The sequence below is a fragment of the Tumebacillus lacus genome, assembly GCF_026410385.1.
Lineage (GTDB): Bacteria > Bacillota > Bacilli > Tumebacillales > Tumebacillaceae > Tumebacillus > Tumebacillus lacus.
Map to the genome: position 1 here is coordinate 456942 of NZ_JAPMLT010000002.1, position 22944 is coordinate 479885.

Genomic DNA, 22944 nt, shown 5'->3' on the forward strand with positions numbered 1-22944 from the left:
GGAAGGAGAGATGCCGAGTTGGCTTCGGACTCAGCTCACGCGGGCGTTTCAGGAGAAAGACAAACGCTCGATTGTGATGCTCAACCGCGTGTTTTACAAGTATCGCCGCAACCTGAAGCAGATCGCCGATTGAGATATAGATCTTCAGCAAAAAAGTGCCCGGCTCCTCTCACGGAACCGGGCACTTTTCCTTTTTCAAATCCCTACGCCACGTCGCGTCTGACAAAATGCCGCCAGCCCGCCGCCGTCAGCAGGACAAACCCGCCGACGACGATCACCCAAAAGTTGAGCTGCGAGAAATCGCTGATCGCCTTCTCCATCGGCATCATCGCCAGCAGCGGCTGTGCCCACGGATACCACGGCCCGTACGTCGCCGAGTTGGCAATCGCCACGGCGGGCAGGGTGAAGATGACGTTGAGCGCGAGCGGCGCGGCAAAGCTCTTCCACACCGTCGACACCCACAGTTGCAACGCCGCCAGCGGCCACGTCGCCACCCAGCCGTAGAACAGCCCGTTCAGAAGCCTCCCCCACGGGATCTCCCCTTCCACGCCCAGCACCAGCCCGCCGGCCAGCATCAGGACGAGCAGCAACACCTGCCCGACCAGCAACAAGCCGAGCACGAGCAGCCCCTTCGACAGATACACCGCCGACCGGGAGACCGGCAAGGCGAGCCACTGCTTCCAGCCGCCGCTCTGATGTTCAAAGCGGCAGATCATCGCCGTATACAGCCCAACGAGGATCGGCAGAAACAGCATCGCGTAGTTGAGCACAAACATCGCGTACAGCATGATCCACTCCGGCTGCCCGGCGATCTCCTCGCGCACCTGCACATATCCGCCTACGCCGCCGACCGCCCCGATCAGCGGCCCGAGCCACATCATCCAGCCGATCTGCGACCCGCGCATTTTCAAGATCTCCGCCGACAGCGTGCGGCGGAACGTCGCTCCTTGTGTCATCGCTCGCTCCCCCTCCCTATCGCACATCGCGGCGCGCAAAGTCCAGCGCGCACACGATCAGAGTCACGAGGCCGACACCGAGCCCGAGCCACGCCGTCCACTCCGGGTCAAACGGATTTTTCGGCGACGGAAACGCCATCGACGGGTAGGCGTACGGAATCCACTTCCCGATCATCGACCCGGCCATCGGCGGCGCAAACAACGCGCCGACCAGCCCGACGGCAAACGGCGTCGCTTGATTGCGCATCGTGCACGACAGCCAGAGCTGGATCGAGACCAACGGCAGCGTCGCCAGAAACGGCAAAAGTCCCTCCCGCGCCGCCACCCGCCAGCCGTCCTCCACCGCAAATCCAAACTGCCAGCCCAGCACCAGCATCGCCGCGACGAGCAGCACCGACGAGAGCAGCAGCAAGCCCGCCACCCACAGCCATTTGCTGAAAAAGATCCGCGTGCGCGAGACCGGCAACGCCAGCATCTGCTTCCACGCGTCCGCCTGATGCTCCAGGCCCGCGATCATCGCCGCCAGCAGCGTGGCACCAAACGGCAGGGCCAGAGAACTGAGCATGTGAAAATTGCGAATCACCACATCCCAGACGTCCGTCCCCGGCGGGAACAGGTACTCGTAGCGCAGGTCAAAATTGAACCAGTTCATCCCGTAGATCCCGACCGGCGCGAGGATCGCCAGCCAGACCAGCCACGTCCGCGTCAGTTTGACCCGCTCGGAAGCGAGCCCGGAGAGCGTGGTCGCACTCATAGGCTCACGTCCTTCCCGGTCAGGTCGAGGAAGATGTCCTCCAGCGACCGCTTCACTTCCTCGATCCGCGTCACCGTGTGACCCGCCAGCACCAGCTCCCGGTTGATCGCACCGATGTTCTCCGCCGCACCGCCTTCCAGCCACAAAGCGCCCGCTTCGATCTCCGCCGCATGCCCTTGCCCGCGCAGCAACATCTGCGCCGCACCCGGTCGCTCCGTGACGACACGCAGACGGGGACGGCTCTCGCGGCGGAGGACGTCGATGGAGTCTTGGAAGATCAGCCGACCGCCGTTGATGATCCCGACCTGCGTCGCCACCTGATCGATCTCCGAGAGCAGGTGGGAGGAAACGAGCACCGTGATCCCGTGCTGCCGCGGCATGTCGAGGATCAGTTGCCGCACCTCGTGTATCCCGGCCGGATCGAGCCCGTTGGTCGGCTCGTCGAGGATGACCATCTCCGGGTCGCGCAGCAGAGCGGCCGCGATGCCGAGCCGCTGCTTCATCCCGAGCGAGTAGCCTTTCACCGGGCGGTGTGCGTCTTTGGTCAGCCTGACCGTCTCCAGCACTTCGTCGATGCGGTTTTTCTTCAATCCGAGCAGTTTCTGGATCGTTTGGAGATTCTCATGCCCCGTCAGATGCCCGTAATACGACGGCGACTCAACCAGCGACCCGATCTTGCCCAGCACCTCCATCCGATGCCGTGACAGTTCCCGCCCAAACAGCAGGACCTCCCCCGCACTCGGCCGGATCAACCCGAGCAACATCCGGATCGTCGTCGTCTTCCCCGCCCCGTTCGGCCCGAGGAATCCATAGATCTCGCCTTTTTTCACCTGCAAATTCACATCGTCCACCACCACGCGCGTCCCGTAGCGGCGAGTCAGATGTTTCGTTTCGATCATCATATTTGTGTTTGTGTTCATGTTCACCCTCATCACCTCTGACTCCATGATAAGGGTGGTAGCTTACTCCTACCTTGCGCGAACCTTATGATTACCTTAAATCTGCGGAGAGGCACAACACATACCTCGTCCCCTGCTCCCCGCTTTCCACGGCGAGGTGCAGGCCCATCTCCTTCACCATCAGCGCGACGATCTCCAGTCCCACGCCTGCGCCTTTCGCGGGGGTGGCGGCTTGGAGACCGGGGCCGCGGTCTTCCAGCACGAGGCGGCCATCCTCTGCGGATATCGCCACATACCCGCCCGATTTGGCATGCCGGATCACATTTTGCAAGAGGTTGTCCCAGATCCGCTGGAACCAGTGCACGTCGATCTCCCACCAAATCCCCTCGTCCGGCAGATCCACGTCGATCTCAAATCCCTCTTTCTCCAACACCGGATACCACGCCGCCACGATCGACCGCAGCAGCCGCACCGCGTCTTTTCGCTCCGGGGTAAAGGGCAGTCGTCCCGCCGACAGCAGCGTAAACGACAGCAGATTGTCGATCAGCCGATCCACAAACGAGATCTTTTCATCGATGACACCCAGCGACCGCCGCCCTTCCTCCGACAGCTCCTCCCGTTGCAACCGGTACGCATGCCCGCGCAACGTCGTCAGCGGCGTCCGCAGATCGTGCGAGAGCGACGCGATCAGCCCTTTGCGCAGTTCTTCCTCCTCTTTCTCCCGGGCGCGGCTCTCCTGCACCTGCACGGCCATGCGGTTGAACGACCGCTCCAGCTCGCTGATCTCATCCCCTCGAAACCACCGCTTGCGCTGCTGCTCCAACGGGATCGGCAGTCCGGTCTCCGCCGCGACGCTCATCGAGCGTTGCAACGCCAGCAACCGCTTGCGAATCCGGGAAAAGAACAGCCACGAGAACAGGAGAAACACAGACGCCACCAGCAACACCATCACAAACGTATACACCCAACCGGCGATTGGCGGCGGCGACTTGTACGTCTTGTCACGAGGCACGCGGATCACGAGAAAGCCGCTCTCCTCACTCTCCCCGAACGCCTTCACCACCGTATACGGATCGCCGCCGTAGCTCGCTTTCATAAATTGCACCGTCTCCGTCACCGTCCATCGCTCCGAACGGTCGCCGTGCGTATGCCCGTCGCCGTCCACCCAAAACAGCTCCGCATCCGGGTACAAGCTCCGCAACTCCTCCAGCACCAGCCGCTTCGCTGCTTCCCCGCCGTCTGCCGCCCGATGAGCAGCCGAGGCCGCATTTTCCTCGATCTGCTCCGTCGTGTAATGAGCCGGAAACGCATCGCCCCATTCCTCGCTCAGCAAATACGCCGAATACGTCAGCACCCCCGTCGCAAAAATCACCGGGAGCGTCACCAAAAACGCCAAGACCACCGCCAGATACTGCACCAACAGCGATTGCAGCCGCTTCTTCATCGCTTCAACCGGTACCCGAGTCCCCGGATTGTCTGCAGATGCTCCGGCTTGCTCGGGTCGCGCTCGATTTTTTCCCGCAGGTGGCGGATGTGAACCATCAGTGTGTTGTCCCCGCCGATGAAGTCCTCGCCCCACACCGCTTCAAACAGTTGCTCTTTGGTCAGGATCTGATTGGGATGCCGCAAAAACAGAGCCAGCAGTCCGTGCTCTTTCTGCGTCAACGACACCTCGCGCCCCGTCTCCGTATCGACGATGCGGTTCTCCTCCAGCACGATCCGCAGACTCCCGAGCAGCACCGGCTGGGCAGCCGCCGCCCCAAATCGGCGCAACAGCACGTCCACCCGCGCCGCCAACTCCTCCGGGTGAAACGGCTTGGTCAGATAATCGTCGGCAAAGAGCAACCCCGCCAATTTGTCATCGAGCGACGTTCGCGCCGTCAGCATCAAAATCGGCAGGTCGCTCCGTTGCTGCTTGAGCCGCTGCCCAATCGTAAATCCGTCGAGCCCCGGCAGCATCACATCGAGGATCACCACATCCGCCTCGTCAGCTGCTGCAACCGCTCCGTCCCCGCTCAAAAGCCACGTCACCCGATAGCCGCGCCCTTCGAGGTCTTGCTTGACCCACTCCCCGATCTCCGTCTCATCCTCGATATACAGCACCCGCTGTCCGCTCACACTCGTCCGCCTCCTTATGGAAAACGCCCTGATCCGTCAGCCGGACAGGGCGCATCACTTTTCAACTGCGATCACTCCACCGCGCCCGATGCGCGCAAGACCTTGATGATCTCCACGCTCTGCATCTGCTCGGCAAACTTCAAAGCGGTGTACCCGTAGCGATTTTTTACGTCAGTTCTCGCCCCGGCCTCGAGAAACGCTTTGACATCCTCCAATCGCGCCGTAAAAGCGGCGTACATCAGCGGCGTCATGTCGATCTGCGCATAGATGCGGTTCAGATCGGCACGGGCCTTCGCCAGCGGAGTCACCAGTTCATGGTGGTGGCACAGCGCCGCCGCCATGATCGGCGTCAGTCCCTGACCGTCCGCCCGGTTGACATCCGCACCGGCTGCGATCAGCTCTTCAACCAACACCCGGTTCCCGCTGCGCACGGCGGCCAGCAACAGCGTCTCGCCGCCGGCCGCCGCGTTTACATCGACCCCGAGCAGTTCCAGCGCACCGCGTACGGCGACCGCATCGCCTTTGCCTGCCGCTTCGACCGCTTCCCACTCCGGCGAGGTGATCGCGACGGTGCGCGTGTCGCCCCGCCACTGCACCTCGCCGCCCAGCGACTCGCTGACAAAGCGCAAGGGCACCAGCGTGGAGCCGTTCACGATCCGCGGAGCTTGCAGCAGCGGGACGGGGGTGCCGTTTTTGTAGGCGGTGGGAGAGCCGATCTGCAACGTGACGACGAGCTTGCCTTTCGTCGCCTTCACCGTGCGCGCGGCTGCGTCCCACTCCACATTCGCTCCGAGCGTCTCAAAGATCCCTCGGAGCGGCACCAGCGTTGTTCCGTCTACGAGGATCGGCGGTTGGGCATATCGCTGCACCTTCTGGTCGATCTGAATCACGACACCTGCATCTGCCGCAGCCGCCGATGACACCTGACCGCCAAATAAAACCGCCAACACGAGAAGACAGGACAAAACCCGTTTCACAACAAGCACCCTCCGTTCACTGCCGAAAGCCTCAAATTATATGCCTTCAGTTTATTGCAAAAAAGAGAAAAGGGCAAATTTGATTCGCCACTCGAAAATTAAGTTGCCTTCGATTCTTTCCCGCTCCAGACGTAATAGAGGTAGATCGCGAGGAACGCCACCATGAACAACGCCGACCAGCGGTACATCACCGCATACCCGGTCACCTTCGCCACCGCGCCGAGCAACATCGCCCCGACGGCGATCCCGCCGTCAAACGCGGAGAAGATCGTGCCGTTGGCCGCACCCCGGCGATGCGGTGCGACGCGATTGATCGTCCAGGCCAAAAGCGACGGCTGCACGGAGCCCATGCCAAGGCCAAACAGCACAGAGGCGACCAACAGCGTCCACTCGTTCGTCGCGACGGAGATCACCCACAGTCCGGCGATCACCGCAAACGCACCGGGGAGCAGCACCCAGACATGCCCTTTTTTGTCAAACAGCTTGCCGGACAGCGGGCGGGTCACCAGCATCGTCCCCGCGTTGCCAAGAAAGAACCAGCCCACATTGGCGATCCCTTGCTGCGCCCCGTACAGCGTGATAAACGACACGATGCCGCCGTACGTCACCGAGAGCAGCCCGGCCAGCAACGCCGGAAACAACGCTTTCTTTTCAAATAAATTTGCCCACACCGAAGTCTCAGCCCCCGCCGGAGCCGGCGTGCCTGCCGGGATGCGGACCGCTTGAGCCAGCACCAGCGACAGGGCGGCCAGCACCGTCGCCGTCGCAAACATCACGCCAAATCCGTACGCATCGACCAGATACAAGCCGATCAACGGCGCGAGCATCATCCCAAGCGTCGACGACAGCCCGAAATACCCCATCCCCTCGCCCCGTCGATGCGCCGGGATGATGTCGGCGACCACGGTGGAATACGCCGTCGTCAACGCGCCCCAGCCGATCCCGTGCACAAAGCGCAGGAACAACAGAACTGCCACAGCGGCTGCAAAATAGTACCCGGCCACGCAGGCGAGAAACACCACCGCGCCGAACAACAGCACCTGCCGCCGTCCCACCCGGTCGAGCAACAGCCCCGCCACCGGCCGCACGAGCAACGCCGAGACGGTAAAGACGGAGATGACCAGCCCCACCGCCAGTTCATCTCCGCCCATCTGCGTGACATAGACAGGCAGCGTGGGGATCAACATTTGAAAAGAGAAAAAGAGAAACAAGTTCGCGACAGACAGCAGAACAAACTCCTTCGTCCACAAGGAGGGCGACCCCGTCGTGCCTTGCGCGTTTTGCATAGAGACACCTCATCTTTTGGTCTTATTGACACCATTCTATATATGTATGTATAGAAACACCAGTGAGATGCATCACAAAAGCCTCCACTCGATGTGTGGAGGCTTTTGTGTCCCGTTCTATATTCAGTATGCTCAGCGGTTGGCACCGCGATGTTTGATGATATCCCAGATCTTGCGCAACTCCTCCAGCGACTCTTTCGGTGCGCGCACGACTTCTTCCAGCCACCGGCAGACATCCGGGTCCGCCTCTTTGACGATGCGGGAGGCGAGCGGTCCGCTGCTCGCAGCCGGGTCGATCTCACTGTCGATGTCGCATCGGCCGAGCAAGCAGTCGACGGAGACCTCCAGCGCATCGGCGAGCCGTTGCAGCGTCTCCATGTCCGGGGTGCGCGTGCCGTTTTCGTAGCAGGAGATCGACACTTTCGTCACGTCGATCCGCTTGCCCAGTTGCTCTTGGGTCAGCTTTTGGCCTTTGCGCAGTTGGCGTAAACGTGCCGGAAACTCCATCTCCCTCTCCCTTTCTCCCCCGAAGAAACAACCGCTTCCGGTTGACGTTAGCAGTTGGTTAACTTAAACTACAAAGTATCTCGACGATAGTATATCACGATCTTCGCGAAACCACAAAATGAGAGAGGGTTGCCCGTATGAGCGAAGTCATTCAATACAACCCGGCGACCGGCGACGTGCTCGGCACCGTCCCGGAAGCCTCCCCGGATCAGATCCGGGCGGCCATGACCCGCGCCCGCGCTGCTTTTCCGATCTGGCGCGCCACACCTTTGCCAGAGCGTTTGGCCTTCCTGAGAAAGCTCCGCCTGCTCCTCGTCGAACAGGCGCACGGGATCGCCGAAGAGATCGCCGCCGCCACCGGCAAAATCCGCGGCGAAGCGCTGTCTGCCGAAGTGCTGGTCGTCGCCGACGCGATCCATTACTACGAGCGGCATGCTGAGACATTTCTCGCACGCCAACGCGTCGCCACCCCGATCCTCTTTTTCGGCAACCGCTCCTACATCCAGTACCAGCCGCTCGGTGTCGTCGGCGTCATCTCGCCGTGGAATTTCCCGTTCCAACTGGCGATGATCCCGGTGATCTCCGCCTTGATCGCCGGCAACGCCGTCCTGCTCAAGCCGTCGGAAGTCACGCCGTTCGTCGGCACGCTGATGGAGCGCCTGTTCAAAGAGAGCGGATTTCCCGAGGGCGTCGTGCAGGTCTTGCACGGCGGACGCGACGTCGGAGCCGGGCTGACGGCAGCCCGCCCGGATAAAATCTTCTTCACCGGCAGCGTCGCCACCGGCAAAAAGATCATTGCCGCCGCAGCGGAGCATCTGATCCCGGTCGATCTGGAGTTGGGCGGCAAAGACCCGATGATCGTCCTCGCCGACGCCGACCTCGACCGGGCGGTCAACGGGGCGCTCTGGGGCGCGTTTACCAATGCGGGCCAAGTCTGCATGTCGGTGGAGCGCGTCTACGTAGAGCGGCCGATCTATGACGAGTTTGTCCGCCGCGTGACGGCCGGTGCCCGCTCGCTGCGCCTCGGGGAAGACGTCGGTTCGATGACCTTCCCGCCGCAGCTCGCCCTCGTCGAAGAGCATCTGCGGGATGCCGTGGAAAAAGGCGCCCGCATCGAGTGCGGCGGCACGGCGGCGAAGGCGGGGACTCTGTATTTCCATCCGACGGTGCTCACCGGTGTCGATCACTCGATGAAGATCATGCGCGACGAGACGTTTGGACCGGTGCTGCCGATCCTGCCGTTCGACACGGTGGAGGAGGCGGTCGCGCTGGCCAACGACTCCGAGTTTGGCCTCAATGCCAGCGTCTGGACGAGCGACCTCGCCAAAGCGGAGCGCATCGCCGCTCAGCTCGTCTCCGGCAACGTCTGCATCAACGAAGTGATCTCCACCGTCGCCAACCCGCACCTCCCGTTCGGCGGCGTCAAGCAGAGCGGCATCGGCTCTTACCACGGACCGGGCGGCCTGCATACGTTCTCGCACCGCACGTCGGTGATGCTGAACAAAGGCAAGAAAAAGCGCGAAGTCAACTGGTTCCCCTACACGGCGGAGCAAGAGCGCGCGTTTCACACGATCATCCGCCTGCTGTTCGGCACTTCCCGCCGTGCCACGCTGGCCGACATTCGCAACTTGATCGGCCAAGTGCTGGGCAAAGACAGCAAGGACAGCCGCCCGGCCGGGCAGGCTGGACCCAACGGAAAGGAGCACACCTCATGACCCCCCGCCAAACCGCTCTCATCACCGGGGCATCGAACGGCATCGGCTTGGAACTGGCCAAACTGTTTGCCCGCGACGGCCACGACCTCGTGCTCGTCGCCCGCAGCGAAGACAAACTGCGCGAACTGGCGGCCGACATGGAACGGACGCACGGCATCTCCGTACTGGTGATCGCCAAAGACCTGTCGGACCCCGCCGCCCCCGCCGAAGTCTATGAACAGGTACAGGCGGCCGGCATCCGCGTTGACGTGCTGGTCAACAACGCCGGATACGGCTCGTTCGGCCTGTTCGCCGAGACCGACCTTGATTTTGAATTGAACATGATCCGGCTCAACATCGAATCGCTGACTCATCTCTCCAAACGGTACGTGCGCGACATGATCGCTCAAAAAAGCGGCCGCATCCTCAACGTCGCCTCGACCGCCTCCTTTCAGCCAGGTCCCTTGATGGCCGTCTATTACGCATCGAAAGCGTACGTGCTCTCCTTCAGCGAAGCGCTCGCCAACGAGCTGACCGGCACCGGCGTCACCGTGACCGCGCTCTGCCCGGGCGCGACCGCATCCGGCTTCCAAGAGATGGCGAACATGCAAAATTCCAAGCTCGTCCAAGGCGCGATCATGGACGCGAAAACGGTGGCGGAGATCGGCTACCGGGGTCTTCTCGAAGGTCGAACGGTCGTCATCCCCGGCCTGACCAACAAAGTCATGGCGACCTCCACCCGATTTATGCCCCGCAAATTGGTCACCAAGATCGTCCGCACCATCCAGTCGGAGCGGCAGGTGAAATAAAAAAAAGATCGCAGCCTTTCACAGGAAAGGTGCGATCCTTTTTTTCTTGCCATGCCGGACCGGTCACTTGCTCGCCGGGACGGTGACTTTCGTGCGATGGCTCTCGGTGAGTCCCAGGCGGGTCACGGTCACGCAGACCTGTTCCGAGGTCAGATTCAACCCTTTGAAGGTGACGGACGACTGCCCGACCGGGACGATGAGCTGTCTGGTGAGCAGCGTTTTCGTCACCGGGTCTTTGTACAGTTTCACGACATCGCCCGCCTGCAGGTCACTGACTGTGACCGTGTCCAGGTTGATCCCGATCTGATTTTGGATCGTGATGTGGAAGTCGCGCGGCTCCCGCGTGCGTTCATTCAAAAACGCCACTTTCGTCGGCAGGCTTTCGATCCCTTGCCGCACCAGTTTCACGTGGATCTTGCCCGCTTTCTGACCGAGTTGCTCGATCTCCAGCACCGCGACCCCAAGACCGTCGGTCACCGGCACCGAATGCCCGAGAAATTCTCCTTTTTCCGTCGTGACGATGAAACTGTCGCCGTCCAGGAGCCCTGTCACCGTCACCCGGTCAGCCGAGCCCAGCGGATGGTTTTCCACGGTGACCTGCTTGGCCGTCAGTGCGGTCGGAGGTTCCGGTTTGACTCGCAGGCGGAGGCGTTCGCTCTCTTGGTAGCCCTTCCAACGGACAGACACGTAGACTTCACCCTCACCGATGCCCAGTTGCGGGATCATCAAGGTGGCCGTCGTCTGTCCTTTCGCCACCGTCACCGGTTTCACCCACGGGGTCGTTGCGTCTCCACTCGCGTAGACGTACACGAGATCATCCGGCAGCAGACGGCTGACCGTGATCGTGTCCGCTTTGCCTTTGTTGTTCATCACCTGCACCTCTTCGGGCAGCGGCATCGAGCTCTGTTCAATCGAGACCGCCCGGTAGTACGGTGCATACATCGGGTACTCTTCGCTGCCGTACACCGCCTCCACCGCGATGTCGTACCCGCCGTACGGGATCGGCGTATCGGCCGGGATCGTAAATTGGGTATTCGATCCTTTTTGGACAAAGCCGATCTCGACCGGGTCGATCTCCTCCCCGACGAAAGCGATCGCATAGCCGAGCAGTCCCGTCACTTTGGAAGCCCCTTTAAACGTCAAGGTCCCGCCGATCTCGTGCAGGTCTCGGTCGGTATCGGTAAATTTCAGATCGCTCGCCAGATAGGTCGGGTCATCCCAGATCCACGCATGGTCCGCGTCATCCGATTCATAGATTCCGTCGTTCGAGTAAAAAGCCACCCCAACCGCCCCCGTTTTCGGGGTCATCGTCGGCAACACCGCTTCGCCGCCGGTCGTCGGGATCTCGCCTATTTTCGCGAGTTTCCTGCCTTTCAGATCGGTGTAGTACAGTGAGACCGAGCGGATGCCCGCATCATACAGCGATCCGTTGTCATACCCGAACGCCGGCGTGATCTTGCCCGCGACCCTGTCCGTATCTTGAAAATACGGACCTGTCAGAACCGGTCCGGGCAGATGCAACGGAATGACGCTCGGCACGGCGGACGGCGTGATATCGAACAGGGGGATCTGTTGCAGAGACTCGGAGATCACGTCCCCCTCAGTGCTGACAGAGAAGAGAAACAGATACGGTGAGGTCAACAGCTTCGTATTGGCCGGGATGTTGATCGTATAGGTGGCCGCCCCGCGCTTGCTCACTTCCGGCAGTTTCAACTGCACGCCCTGCTCTGGATCGACCAAGTAGGTTGCATACCCTCTGATCTGCGTTTCGTCAGCCGCCTTGTTAAATTTCAAAGGGCCGCCGATCTGCCCTTTGTCGGTGTCGGTGTCGTTCAGTGTCCCGCCGCTCGGTGCAAACGTCCCCGCCTCCCAGATGCGGGAGATCGCGCCGTTCGGTGCCACCGAGCCGTCCGGCGAGATGCCGAAGACGCCAAACTTTTTCGCGCCGTCCGGCACAGACAGATTATCGACCTGCAACGCGTACCCGTCTTCTGTCACTGTGCCGACCTCGACCTGACCGATCTTATCCAGGCGATTGCCGATCTCGTCGAGGAAATACACCGCGTAGCCGGTCAGCCCCGACTCGACGGCGGCCGGTTGCCAGTACATCGTGCCGCTCAGAACGCCGATGTCGTCATTCTCGTCATAGAAATAGAAGTCAAATGGCTGCGTGTCCCCAACGGCCTGTGTGAGCGCTTGATGTGGCAACGCGCTTTGCATCTTCTTGTACAGGTGATGACCCGAGATGTCCGACGAGGAGGGATTTGCCGATACCCCCTTGTCCGTTTGAACGGGCCATGCGCCGATCTCGCTCTCCGGCGCGGTGCGATCCGAAACGGTGCCCGCGGCCGCTGCGGTCTGCATCGGACCGACCGGTACGAGCGGCGCGGCAAACAGCATGGCAGCCAGCGCGCATTTGGCATATTTGGCAATGATCTGTTTCTTTCGATCCATCAACAGATTCCCCATTTTCCGATAAAATGATTTCCTAAACAGGGAAATTATACATGTCCCCGCTCTGTATTTGAAGTGCCGTCTCTATGACTGCGGTCATATCTTTTGCCGCCCTTACAGCGGGTTGATCAACCGTCCTTTCAACACGCGTCCCCCGACGGCCAGCACGGCTGCCGTCACCGCCCACAGCGCCAGCCAGAGCAGGAGATCCGCGAGGATCTCCTGTCGCTCAAACGAGCCCGCGAACAGCCCGAGCAGAAACACGCCTGTGCCTGCGAAAGAGGCGAGCATCGCAAGCGGCGTTTGCGGCAGTTGCTCTGATTTGCCGTCCATCTTCAGCGACACCGCGTCGCCGCCTTTCACATCGAACGCCGCGATGCCGATGCAGAGCGCGACGCCTGCGCTGCCGAGCAGCAGCGTGTGGAGGACGGCGAGACCCGCGTCGACCAGCGGCAATCCGAGCAGCAGCGCATACACGATCACCAGCAACACCGACGGAGCCGCGAACGTCAGCATCCCGACCCCGAGCTTGGCGAGGAGCAGTTGCCACGGCGTCACGCAGGCGATCCGGTACCACGTCTCTTGACGGCGGTCGAGTTGAAACACCACCGCCAGCACCTCGCCGAACGCGAGACAGCCCGGCACCAGCACCGCTCCGACGGCAAACCATACGCCGCGCCCATCCGGGAACCATGAAAATCGCTCCAACCAGCCGGGCAACAGACCCGTTCCGATCAGCACCGCTCCCCCCGCCGCAAACACCGCCCACAAGGCGAACCGCGTTTTGGTGATCGGATTGGCGGTCAATAAGACCAGGTCCTTCGCCATCATCGCCCCCACGCGTCCGGGCAACAAGTGCGGCCAAGCGGAGCCTTTTTGATTGGCGGACGACTTTTTCCCTTCCAAGATCGCCATCCAGCCGTTCAGATACCAGCGGTTCATGCGCTCCTGTTGCGCCGTCTCCCACAGCATGACAACGGCAACCAACGCGGTCCATACCGCGAGCACCTTTGTAGCAATCGGTCCCATCAGGGCAAACAAATTCAGCGACGTCAGATCGGAGTTGAACAGCAGGTAGCCGAGGGCAAACAGCAGGCCCACCTGCCCGATCCCCGACATCACCTGAAACATCACCAGCCCGCCCGGCACGACCCGCACCCACAGCACGAGGAACGTATACGCGAGCCAAGCGGTCAGCCCTGACACCAGCGCACCGGTCAGCGTGGCTCCGGCGGCAAAAGCAATTTTTTCGCTCCCCGGCAGCCCTGCCGTGAACGGGATGGCGAGCAACAGCGCCACCCATGTTCGCTGCGGCACATCGGCCAGCACCTGCCCGTGCAAAACGGCGAGCGGCGGCGCGGAGGTCAGCAGGGGAAAGGTGTGATGGTTGCGCTGAAAGATCAGCCCGGGAGCGGTCATCAGCGACGTGAAGAGGGCGGTCAGGATCGTGTACATCAGCATCACCGCGCCCCGCTCCCACCACGAGGCACCGGCCAGCAACTCCCGGTACGCCACCGTCGCAAACATCGCCACCGCCAGTTGCACGAGACACTTCCAGAGCGTCGGCTTATACTTCGAATGCCGCCAGCCCAGATTGAACCGCTCCGTCCACATCGCAGAGGCCACCGTCTTCGTTGCAGTCAACGGCTTCACCGGGCACCCCCTGCCACTTTCAGAAACACTGTTTCCAGATTGGCATCCGGCAGCCCGTACTGTGCTCGTAACTCCTCGAGCGTGCCGAGAGCGAGCAGTTCGCCTCGTTCGACGATGGCGACCCGGTCGGCCAGCTCTTCGACCACGTCGAGGATGTGCGTGGTGAGAAAGACGGTCGTGCCGTTCAACGCTTCGGTCGCGATGTGATCCTTCACCTCGCGCGCCGCTTTCGGGTCGAGTCCGTTCGTCACCTCGTCGAGCACCAGCACGTCCGGGCGATGCATCAGACCGGCGGCGATGGCCACTTTGCGCTTCATCCCCAGCGAGAACGCCCCGACGAGTCGGTCGCGGGCATCCCCGAGTCCGAGACGATGGAGCAGTGCGTCCGCCTGCTCCACGCACGCCTCACGCGACATCCCGTACAGCCCGCCGACAAACCACAGCATCTGCCGGGCCGTCAGCCCTTCATAGAGGATCGGCGTGTCCGGCACATACCCGAGCCCCCGCAGTGCGCGGGCACGTGCAGTGAGAACGCTGTGCCCTTGGATGAGGATCTCGCCTTCTGACGGGCGCAGTTGCCCGGTCATCATCTTGATCGTGGTCGTCTTTCCCGCCCCGTTGCTGCCGAGAAATCCGATGATCTCCCCGCGCCGAACGGTCATGTCGAGCCGCTTCACCGCTTGGAAATCCCCATAGCGTTTGACGAGGCCCCTGATCTCGATGGCGTGGCCGTCGCCGAGCGTTCGTTCACGGAGTTTGCGGTACGTCGTCGTTTGGGAAAGAGAGGCGGTCGTCACGAGAAGGCTCGACGACGATGCCTGATCCGTATTCAATGCTCGATCCGTATTCGTTGCTTGATTTGTATTCGCTTCTCGATCTTCAATCCTCGCTTTTACCGCTGCCAGAAATCGCTCCGGCTCATCCACGCTGACGATCACCCGTGTCGACAGCGGCTTCTTCTTTTGCCAGTAGAGCCCCCGGTCCTCATGCAGGTGCAGCACGACCATCTTCTCTCTGTTCGCCGTCGCCACCACAAACATCGTGTGATGCTGCGGATCATTTTCATCCTGTTCCGCCAACACCCCGAGCTGCAAAAACGGCTCCCGTCCCGCATACGGCGTCACCTCGCGGATCGACGCAAACGGCACCTCCCCGCGGTACCACATCCCAAGGTCCAACTTCACCCCGGTCTCCGTCAACCGATGACTCGTCCGCAACACCCGCGTAATCGCAAAGACAAACAGGATCTCCAACGCGACCATCGCCCACGTCACAAACACCGCCCACGGCTTGTCCACCTGCGCCACCGCATAGTGGATAAACAGATCCGGCACCAAAATCATCAACATCCACAACGTCGTCTTTCGCAAACTCGTATCTGATTTGCTGTAGGTAAACACGTGCTCCCCCATCGCAGCCACCTCTATAAGATTCGAAATATTTAACTTTCCTATATTATCCCATATCCTCAAACCCCCGGCACACGAAAAAAGACCCGATTCATGAACAAGAAAAGAGTCTTTCGTCACAAACTTGCAGGAAAATTTCTCTCAACATCGTATTAAATATATATTCATTTACTAGGAGATGATCCCATTATGACCAAAAAAATCCTGACCGTCGCAGCAGCAGCCGTTCTCGCGACCAGCCTCTTCAGCGGCTCCGCACTGGCAGCCAAATACCCGATCGGCCACGCAAACAACGTCAACCTCTACGTCAACGACACCCTGCTCCACCCCGACCAACCGGCCATCCTGAAAAACGGCCGCACCCTCGTGCCGCTCCGTGCGATCTTCGAATCCCTCGGTGCCGACGTGCAATGGGACAGTACCACGCAAACGGTCACCGGCACCAAAGGCGACACCCGCATCGAGCTCCAACTCGGCTCCACCCAAGCCAGCGTCAACGGCACCGCCGTCACCCTCGACGTCCCGGCTGAGATGATCAACTACCGCACGATGGTCCCGGTGCGCTTCATCGCCGAATCGCTGGGCGCATACGTCGGCTGGGACGGTCGCACGTCGTCGGTGTTCGTGTCGGACCGCTCTCTTGAGACGTTGGCTGGCATGCAAGACTTTATCACCCGCTCCACCGACCTGCAAAAAAGCTTCTTCACCGCCGTAAACGCGTCCGACCAAGTCATCCTGAACCTCTCCGCCGGCAAGGTGAACTACTCCCTGTTCCGCAGCCAATACGACCAGCAGTCCCAATCGATGAAAGTCTACCTTGACCAGATCAAAGCCCTCCCGCTCCCGCAGGACACCATCGCCCGCAAAGCCACCGAGGACTTGATCGGCCACTGGAGCCGCTCGTACGAGATCATCGTCAAACGCGGCGCACTGATCACCCCGACCGGCTTCGACGAAAACGCCTTCCTCGCCCTGAATGCCGAGACCCGAGCACTCGGAAACGACTTCAACACCCAAGTGATCCAATACAAAGACCTCATCGTTCTCGTCGATGCCGCAGATTTCGTGAAATAAAAAAAAAGACCGCCGATCCCACATCGGCGGTCTTTTCTCTGTCTCACAAAGTTTACTTCAACAACTTCCCGACCATCTCGTCGGCCAACGCGTACGGGTTCACAGTCCCCTGCTCCACGGCGGTCAGCTTGTCCGCCCAGCCTTCGTCGGCCGCGACGAACTGCTTGACGCGGCGTTGCATGTGCGATTCGACGATGGCGAGCACCTCGTCTTGACGGCGCTTTTGACGGCGTTTTTCCCATTCGCCGCTCTGCTGCAGGTGGTCGCGGAACTTTTGCACCTGCTCCCAGAGCTCCGGGACGCCTTGGTTGTCGCGGGAGATCGTGCGCAGGACCGGCGGTCTCCAGGCGATGTGGCCGAGCATGTCGAGCATCGTTTGCAGCTCTCTCTCGGTCTTGTCCGCACCGGGCAGATCCGCTTTGTTGATCGCAAATAAGTCTGCGATCTCCATGATCCCGGCTTTCATCGTCTGGATGTGATCGCCCGCAGACGGGTTGAGCACGACGACGGTCGCATCCGCCACGTTCATGATGTCGAGCTCCGACTGTCCGACGCCGACCGTCTCCACCAAGATGACGTCCGCTCCCCACGCGTCGAGCACGCGGATCGCTTCGATCGTCGCCCGTGCCAGTCCGCCCAGCGAACCGCGCGTGCCCATCGAGCGGATAAACACTTCCGGGTCGAGCGCATGCGAACCCATCCGCACTCGGTCACCGAGGATCGCCCCGCCGGTAAACGGCGAGGTCGGGTCGACGGCGATGATGCCAAGGCGTAGGCCGTGCGTTTTGCGCAGGTAGCCGATCAGCCGGTCGGTCAGCGAGCTTTTGCCCGCTCCCGGCGCCCCGGTCAGGCCGACCAGATAGGCCCGGCCGGTGTGCGGGTGCAGATCGCGCAGGATGTCTTGCTTTTCCGGGGCGCCGTCTTCGATGCGGGTGATCGCTCGGGCGACGGCCCGCTTGTCGCCGTTCAGGATACGTTCGACAAGTTCGTGCATCGATTAGTCCTTCAGCAGGTGACGCGCGATGACCATGCGTTGAACTTCGTTGGTGCCTTCGTAGATCTGGGTGATCTTCGCATCGCGCATGAAACGCTCCACCGGATACTCGCGGGTATAGCCGTATCCGCCAAACACCTGCACCGCTTCGACGGTGACTTTCATCGCCACGTCGCCGGCGAACACTTTCGCCATCGCCGATGCCTGCGAGTACGGTTTGCCTTCCGACTCCAGCCAAGCCGCTTGGTAGGTCAGCAGACGCGCCGCTTCGATCTCGGTCGCCATGTCGGCCAGTTTGAACTGGATCGCTTGGAACGTGGAGATCGAGGTGCCGAACTGTTCACGTTGCTTCGCGTAGTCGAGCGCGAGGTCCATCGCGCCTTGGGCGATGCCCAGCGCCTGAGCCGCGATGCCGTTGCGACCGCCGTCGAGGGTCATCATCGCGATTTTGAAGCCTTCGCCGATCTGGCCGAGCAGGTTCTCTTTCGGCACGATGCAGTCTTCGAAGATGATCTCGGTGGTCGTCGAGGAACGAATGCCGAGTTTCTTCTCATGCTTGCCGACGGAGAAGCCCGGGAAGTCAGCTTCGACGATGAACGCGGAGATGCCGCCACGGGTGCGCTTCTCCGGATCGGTGACGGCAAATACAACATAGATGTCAGCCACGCCGCCGTTGGTGATGAAGATCTTGGAGCCGTTCAGCACATAGTGATCGCCTTTGTCGACAGCGGTGGTGCGCATGCCGCCTGCATCGGTGCCGGAGCCCGGCTCGGTCAGACCGTACGCGCCGATGGAAGTGCCTTCCGCCAAACGACGCAGGTATTTCTGCTTTTGCTCTTCGTTGCCGAACTTGTAGATCGGCCAGCCCGCCAGCGAGGTCTGAACCGACAGGGTCACGCCGACAGACGCGTCGATGCGGGACAGCTCTTCAACAGCGATGACGTAGGAGACAAAGTCCATGCCGGCGCCGCCGTACTCTTCCGGCCACGGGATGCCGCACAGGCCGATCTCGGCCATCTTTTTGAAGATCTCATGCGGGAATTCTTCTTTCTCGTCACGCTCTGCAGCGGTCGGAGCGACTTCGTTCAGCGCGAAGTCGCGCACCAGTTTGCGGATTTCCAATTGATCCGGGGTGAGGTTGAAATGCATATTCGTTCGCTTCCCTTCTCTGATTAGCCCTTAAGCAAATTTTTTGCCACGACGATGCGTTGAATCTGGTTCGTGCCTTCGTAGATCTGCGTCACTTTCGCGTCGCGCATAAACCGCTCGACCGGATACTCTTTCGAATAGCCGTAGCCGCCGAACAGCTGCACCGCTTCGGTCGTCACGTACATCGCCGCGTCGGACGCAAAGTATTTCGCCATCGATGCTTCCATCGAGCACGGTTTGCCCTCTTGGCGAAGAGCTGCGGCGCGGTAGATCATCAGGCGGGCCGCTTCGAGGCGGGTCGCCATGTCGGCCAGCATGAACTGGATCGCTTGGAAATCGGCAATCGCCTTGCCAAACTGCTCCCGTTGCTTGACATAGTCCTTCGCCGCGTCAAACGCCGCCCGGCCGATGCCGAGCGCCTGCGCCGCGATGCCGATCCGGCCGCCGTCGAGGTTGCTCATCGCCACTTTAAATCCGTCGCCTTCGTTGCCGAGCAGTTGCGTCGCCGGGACGAGCGCGTTGTCAAAGTTTAGCGTAACCGTGCCGGAGCCGTTCATCCCCATCTTGTGCTCTTTCTTGCCGATGGAGAAACCTGGGGTGTCGCGCTCGACGATAAAGGCGGAGATCCCTTTCGTGCCGAGCTCCGGGTGAGTGACGGCAAACACGATAAAGACGTCGGCCACCTCGCCGTTGGTGATGAAGATCTTCGAGCCGTTCAGCACATAGTGGTCGCCGTCGCGCACCGCGCGGGTGCGCAGGGAAGCCGCGTCCGAACCGGCGCTCGGCTCGGTCAGGCAGAACGCGCCGATCCACTCGCCCATCGCCATCTTCTCCACGTACTTCGCCTTTTGCTCGTCGTTGCCGAACTTGAGGATCGGCATCGTGCCGACCGAAGAATGCACGGCGAGGATGACACCGACCGAAGCGGACGCGTAGGAGATCTCTTCGATCGCCAGCATGTAGGAGATAAAGTCAGCTCCCACGCCGCCGTTCTCCTCCGGGATCGGGATGCCCATCAGGCCGAGCTCGCCCATCTTTTTCTTGATCAGTTCGAGCGGATATTCGTCGGTGCGGTCGATCTCAGCTGCCAGCGGCGCGATCTCGTTCGTCGCGAAGTCGCGCACCATCTGTTGCAGGTCGCGCTGGTCTTTCGTCAATACAAAATCCATCTGTGGTTCCCCCTTGCAAGGGCTTATTTGCCTTTAAATGCAGCGGCGCGCTTTTCCAGGAACGCAGCCATGCCTTCTTTTTGATCTTCGGTGGAGAAGGACAGAGCGAACAGTTCGGTCTCGTATTGCAGGCCGCGTTCGACGTCCATGTTCAGTCCTTCGTTGACGCCTTGTTTGGTCATCTTCACGGCGAGCTGGCCTTTGGACGCGATCTTGTTCGCGATCTCAAACGCTTTGTTCAGCAGCTCTTCCGGTTCGACGACGTGGTTCGCGAGGCCGATCTGATGCGCCCGCTCGGCGTTGATCACGTCGCCGGTCAGCAGCAGTTCCTTCGCGATGCCCGCTCCGACCAGACGCGGCAGGCGTTGGGTCGCGCCAAAGCCCGGCGTGACGCCGAGATTGACTTCCGGCTGGCCAAATTTGGCCTTGGTCGACGCGACGCGGATGTCGCACGCCAGCACGACTTCGCAGCCGCCGCCGAGGGCAAATCCGTTCACCGCCGCAATCGTCGGCTGCGGAATCGTTTCCAATTTGGTGATCGCGTTCATGCCGTTCGCGGAAAATTTGCGGCCTTCCATCGCCGTCATCGGTTGCATCTCCGAGATGTCGGCACCCGCTGCGAACGCTTTGTCGCCGGAGCCGGTGATCACGACCGCACGAATCTCTTCATTGACAGCGATCTCATCGAGCAGATGACCCAGTTCGGTCAGCAACGCCGAGTTGAGCGCGTTCAGAGCTTTCGGGCGGTTCAGCGTGATCAGGCCGACGCCGTCGCGGATTTCAAAGAGCAGATTTTCGTATGCCATTGTCTGTAGCCTCCCCGATTACTGGTTGTAGACGTAGAAACCGCGACCCGTCTTTTTGCCGAGCCAGCCTGCTTTGACATATTTGCGAAGCAGCGGGCACGGACGGTATTTGGAATCGCCAAAGCCCTCGTAGAGCACTTCCATGATCGCAAGGCAAGTGTCCAGACCGATAAAGTCGGCCAGGGTCAGCGGACCCATCGGGTGGTTCATGCCGAGTTTCATCACTTCATCGACCGCTTCCGGGGTCGCCACGCCTTCAAACACGCAGTAGATCGCTTCATTGATCATCGGCATCAGCACGCGGTTGGAGACAAAGCCCGGGAAGTCGTTGACCTCGACCGGCACTTTGTTCATCTTCTTGGTCAGGTCTTCAATCGCGTTGTACACGTCGTCGGTCGTAGCAAGACCGCGGATGATCTCAACCAATTTCATCACCGGCACCGGGTTCATGAAGTGCATGCCGATGACCAGTTCCGGACGGGAGGTGACAGCGGCGATCTCGGTGATCGGCAGAGACGAGGTGTTGGTTGCGAGGATCGCGCCCGGCTGCAGCACTTCGTCGAGCTGTTTGAAGATCGATTTTTTGATCTCCATGTTTTCGGTCGCCGCTTCGATGGCGAGCTGTGCGTCATGACCGTCACCGAGGTTGGTGGTCGGGTGGATGCGGCCGAGGATCGCCGTGACTTCCTCTTCCGTTTTACGACCCTTTTCCACGTCGCGTGCAAGGTTTTTCTTGATCGTGTTCAGGCCGCGTTCGAGAAACTCCGGCTTGAGGTCGTTCATGATGACGTTGACACCTGCTTGTGCGAGAACTTGCGTGATGCCGTTGCCCATCTGGCCTGCGCCGACGACTACTACTTTCGTGATCTCCATGAGTACCCTCCAACAATTATGTAGTGGTCCGGGGAAGTCGCTTGTCGACTTTCCCCGGGAAATATTACTTCCTAGTGTACACGAATCAGCACCGCATCGCCTTGTGCCGCGCCGGAGCAGATCGCCGCCACGCCGAGGCCGCCGCCGCGACGCTTCAGCTCGTGGATCAGCGTGCCGATGACGCGCGCGCCCGATGCACCGACCGGATGACCGAGTGCGACCGCGCCGCCGTTGACGTTGACCTTCTCTTCGTCCCAGCCGACGATCTTGCCGGACGTCAGCGTGACAGCGGCAAACGCTTCGTTGACTTCAAACAGGTCGATGTCCTCCACCTTATATCCTGTCTTCGCCAGCAGCTTTTGAATCGCCAAACCGGGCGTGGTCGCGATATACGGCGCGTCTGCGCCCACTTGCGCGTGGCCGAGGATCGTCGCCAGCGGCTCGATACCCGCTTCTGCCGCCTTTTCTTCAGACATCAGGACAAAGGCAGCCGCACCGTCATTGACGCCCGGAGCGTTGCCGGCGGTGATCGAACCGTCTTTGGTAAAGACCGGCTTGAGCGTCGCCAATTTGTCCAGCGACGTGTCTTTGCGCGGCGCTTCGTCGGTGTCGACGACGGTGACCGCGCCTTTTTTGCCCGGCACTTCGACCGGCACGATCTCTTCAGCAAATTTGCCCGCTTCGATGGCGGCAATCGCCCGCTCGTGCGAGCGGAGCGCCCACGCGTCTTGCGCGTCGCGCGGGATCTCGTACTCGGCGGCGACGTTCGAACCGTGGACGGCCATCGGCACGTTGTGGAACGCGCAACGCAGGCCGTCGTAGTTCATCAGGTCGACGACCGGGGAGTCTCCCATGCGCATGCCCCAGCGGCCGCTCGGCAGGATGTACGGCGCGTTCGACATCGACTCCATGCCGCCTGCGACGATCACGTCCGCATCGCCGGAGCGGATGATCTGATCGCCGAGCGTGACGGCGCGCATGCCGGATGCGCAGACTTTGTTGATCGTCTGGGTCGGCACTTCCCAGGACAGGCCCGCCTTGATCGCCGCTTGACGGGACGGGACTTGACCGGCGCCGCCTTGCAGCACCATGCCCATGATCACTTCATCGACTTGCTCCCCGGCCACACCGGCACGGGAAAGCGCTTCCTTGATCGTGATGGCGCCGAGGTCGGTCGCCACCAGCGGGGCGAGGCCGCCGCCGAATTTACCGAAAGGAGTTCTGGCATAGCTGACAATGACCGTTTTGGACATCTCTTGGCATCCCCTTTGAGGTGAGAAGTATTGTACGCGTGAGTCAAACATCTATTTGCAAGCAAAGACACCAGAATCGCTTCCGGTGTCTTTTCGTGATGCGTGTTTTC

The 22944-nt window shown here is 60.9% G+C and carries 21 protein-coding genes; 4 read left to right on the plus strand and 17 right to left on the minus strand.

Going from position 1 to position 22944, the window contains the following annotated elements; all coding sequences use genetic code 11:
* Positions 1–10: 10 nt before the first annotated feature.
* Positions 11–133 carry a cortex morphogenetic protein CmpA gene (gene cmpA, locus OS242_RS06505; RefSeq protein WP_267150844.1) on the plus strand — a complete coding sequence of 41 codons (123 nt, stop codon included), beginning with the start codon at positions 11–13 and terminating at the stop codon, positions 131–133.
* A 70-nt stretch (positions 134–203) separates the two neighbouring features.
* Here cmpA and OS242_RS06510 read toward each other — a convergent pair whose 3' ends face one another.
* The 8 genes from OS242_RS06510 to OS242_RS06545 all read right to left on the minus strand — a co-directional run bounded on the left by OS242_RS06510 (position 204) and on the right by OS242_RS06545 (position 7497).
* On the minus strand, positions 204–956 hold the full coding sequence (locus OS242_RS06510; RefSeq protein WP_267150845.1) for an ABC transporter permease: 753 nt from the start codon (positions 954–956) through the stop codon (positions 204–206).
* 16 nt (positions 957–972) lie between these two features.
* Entirely contained in the window at positions 973–1710 is a 738-nt protein-coding gene (locus OS242_RS06515; protein WP_267150846.1) for an ABC transporter permease, read from the minus strand.
* Positions 1707–2630, minus strand: a complete 924-nt coding sequence (locus OS242_RS06520; protein WP_267150847.1) for an ABC transporter ATP-binding protein — start codon at positions 2628–2630, stop codon at positions 1707–1709. The genes OS242_RS06515 and OS242_RS06520 overlap by 4 nt, the downstream gene beginning before the upstream one ends.
* A 70-nt stretch (positions 2631–2700) precedes the next feature.
* Entirely contained in the window at positions 2701–4053 is a 1353-nt protein-coding gene (locus OS242_RS06525; RefSeq protein ID WP_267150848.1) for a sensor histidine kinase, read from the minus strand.
* On the minus strand, positions 4050–4727 hold the full coding sequence (locus tag OS242_RS06530; RefSeq protein WP_267150849.1) for a response regulator transcription factor: 678 nt from the start codon (positions 4725–4727) through the stop codon (positions 4050–4052). Before OS242_RS06530 ends, OS242_RS06525 begins: the two co-directional genes overlap by 4 nt.
* 71 nt (positions 4728–4798) lie before the next feature.
* Entirely contained in the window at positions 4799–5704 is a 906-nt protein-coding gene (locus OS242_RS06535; protein ID WP_267150850.1) for a stalk domain-containing protein, read from the minus strand.
* Positions 5705–5802: 98 nt separating this feature from the next.
* Positions 5803–6990 carry an MFS transporter gene (locus tag OS242_RS06540; RefSeq protein ID WP_267150851.1) on the minus strand — a complete coding sequence of 396 codons (1188 nt, stop codon included), beginning with the start codon at positions 6988–6990 and terminating at the stop codon, positions 5803–5805.
* A gap of 132 nt (positions 6991–7122) precedes the next feature.
* Complete coding sequence (locus OS242_RS06545) at positions 7123–7497, minus strand: helix-turn-helix domain-containing protein (RefSeq protein WP_267150852.1); 375 nt, start codon at positions 7495–7497, stop codon at positions 7123–7125.
* A gap of 137 nt (positions 7498–7634) precedes the next feature.
* Between OS242_RS06545 and OS242_RS06550 the strand changes: the two genes are divergently transcribed.
* Positions 7635–9212 carry an aldehyde dehydrogenase family protein gene (locus tag OS242_RS06550; RefSeq protein ID WP_267150853.1) on the plus strand — a complete coding sequence of 526 codons (1578 nt, stop codon included), beginning with the start codon at positions 7635–7637 and terminating at the stop codon, positions 9210–9212.
* Positions 9209–10000, plus strand: a complete 792-nt coding sequence (locus OS242_RS06555; protein WP_267150854.1) for an SDR family NAD(P)-dependent oxidoreductase — start codon at positions 9209–9211, stop codon at positions 9998–10000. The genes OS242_RS06550 and OS242_RS06555 overlap by 4 nt, the downstream gene beginning before the upstream one ends.
* Before the next feature lie 63 nt (positions 10001–10063).
* Here OS242_RS06555 and OS242_RS06560 read toward each other — a convergent pair whose 3' ends face one another.
* The 3 genes from OS242_RS06560 to OS242_RS06570 form a co-directional block, all read right to left on the minus strand.
* The gene (locus tag OS242_RS06560) at positions 10064–12454 is read right to left on the minus strand and encodes a hypothetical protein (protein ID WP_267150855.1); all 2391 of its coding nucleotides are present in this window, start codon (positions 12452–12454) and stop codon (positions 10064–10066) included.
* Positions 12455–12568: 114 nt separating this feature from the next.
* Positions 12569–14107 carry a hypothetical protein gene (locus tag OS242_RS06565; RefSeq protein ID WP_267150856.1) on the minus strand — a complete coding sequence of 513 codons (1539 nt, stop codon included), beginning with the start codon at positions 14105–14107 and terminating at the stop codon, positions 12569–12571.
* Positions 14104–15519, minus strand: a complete 1416-nt coding sequence (locus OS242_RS06570) for an ABC transporter ATP-binding protein (RefSeq protein ID WP_267150857.1) — start codon at positions 15517–15519, stop codon at positions 14104–14106. The genes OS242_RS06565 and OS242_RS06570 overlap by 4 nt, the downstream gene beginning before the upstream one ends.
* 186 nt (positions 15520–15705) lie before the next feature.
* Between OS242_RS06570 and OS242_RS06575 the strand changes: the two genes are divergently transcribed.
* Entirely contained in the window at positions 15706–16590 is an 885-nt protein-coding gene (locus OS242_RS06575) for a copper amine oxidase N-terminal domain-containing protein (protein WP_267150858.1), read from the plus strand.
* A gap of 52 nt (positions 16591–16642) precedes the next feature.
* On the opposite strand, the gene meaB is transcribed toward OS242_RS06575, so the two are convergent.
* The 6 genes from meaB to OS242_RS06605 all read right to left on the minus strand — a co-directional run bounded on the left by meaB (position 16643) and on the right by OS242_RS06605 (position 22834).
* Positions 16643–17584 (minus strand): methylmalonyl Co-A mutase-associated GTPase MeaB, encoded by a 942-nt coding sequence (gene meaB, locus OS242_RS06580; RefSeq protein ID WP_267150859.1) that lies wholly within the window; start codon positions 17582–17584, stop codon positions 16643–16645.
* A gap of 3 nt (positions 17585–17587) precedes the next feature.
* On the minus strand, positions 17588–18733 hold the full coding sequence (locus OS242_RS06585) for an acyl-CoA dehydrogenase (protein WP_267150860.1): 1146 nt from the start codon (positions 18731–18733) through the stop codon (positions 17588–17590).
* 23 nt (positions 18734–18756) lie between these two features.
* Positions 18757–19902 carry an acyl-CoA dehydrogenase gene (locus tag OS242_RS06590; protein WP_267150861.1) on the minus strand — a complete coding sequence of 382 codons (1146 nt, stop codon included), beginning with the start codon at positions 19900–19902 and terminating at the stop codon, positions 18757–18759.
* A gap of 23 nt (positions 19903–19925) precedes the next feature.
* Complete coding sequence (locus tag OS242_RS06595; protein WP_267150862.1) at positions 19926–20708, minus strand: enoyl-CoA hydratase-related protein; 783 nt, start codon at positions 20706–20708, stop codon at positions 19926–19928.
* Positions 20709–20726: 18 nt separating this feature from the next.
* Positions 20727–21581, minus strand: a complete 855-nt coding sequence (locus OS242_RS06600; RefSeq protein ID WP_267150863.1) for a 3-hydroxybutyryl-CoA dehydrogenase — start codon at positions 21579–21581, stop codon at positions 20727–20729.
* Positions 21582–21652: 71 nt separating this feature from the next.
* Entirely contained in the window at positions 21653–22834 is a 1182-nt protein-coding gene (locus OS242_RS06605; RefSeq protein ID WP_267150864.1) for an acetyl-CoA C-acetyltransferase, read from the minus strand.
* Between the last annotated feature and the right edge of the window lie 110 nt (positions 22835–22944).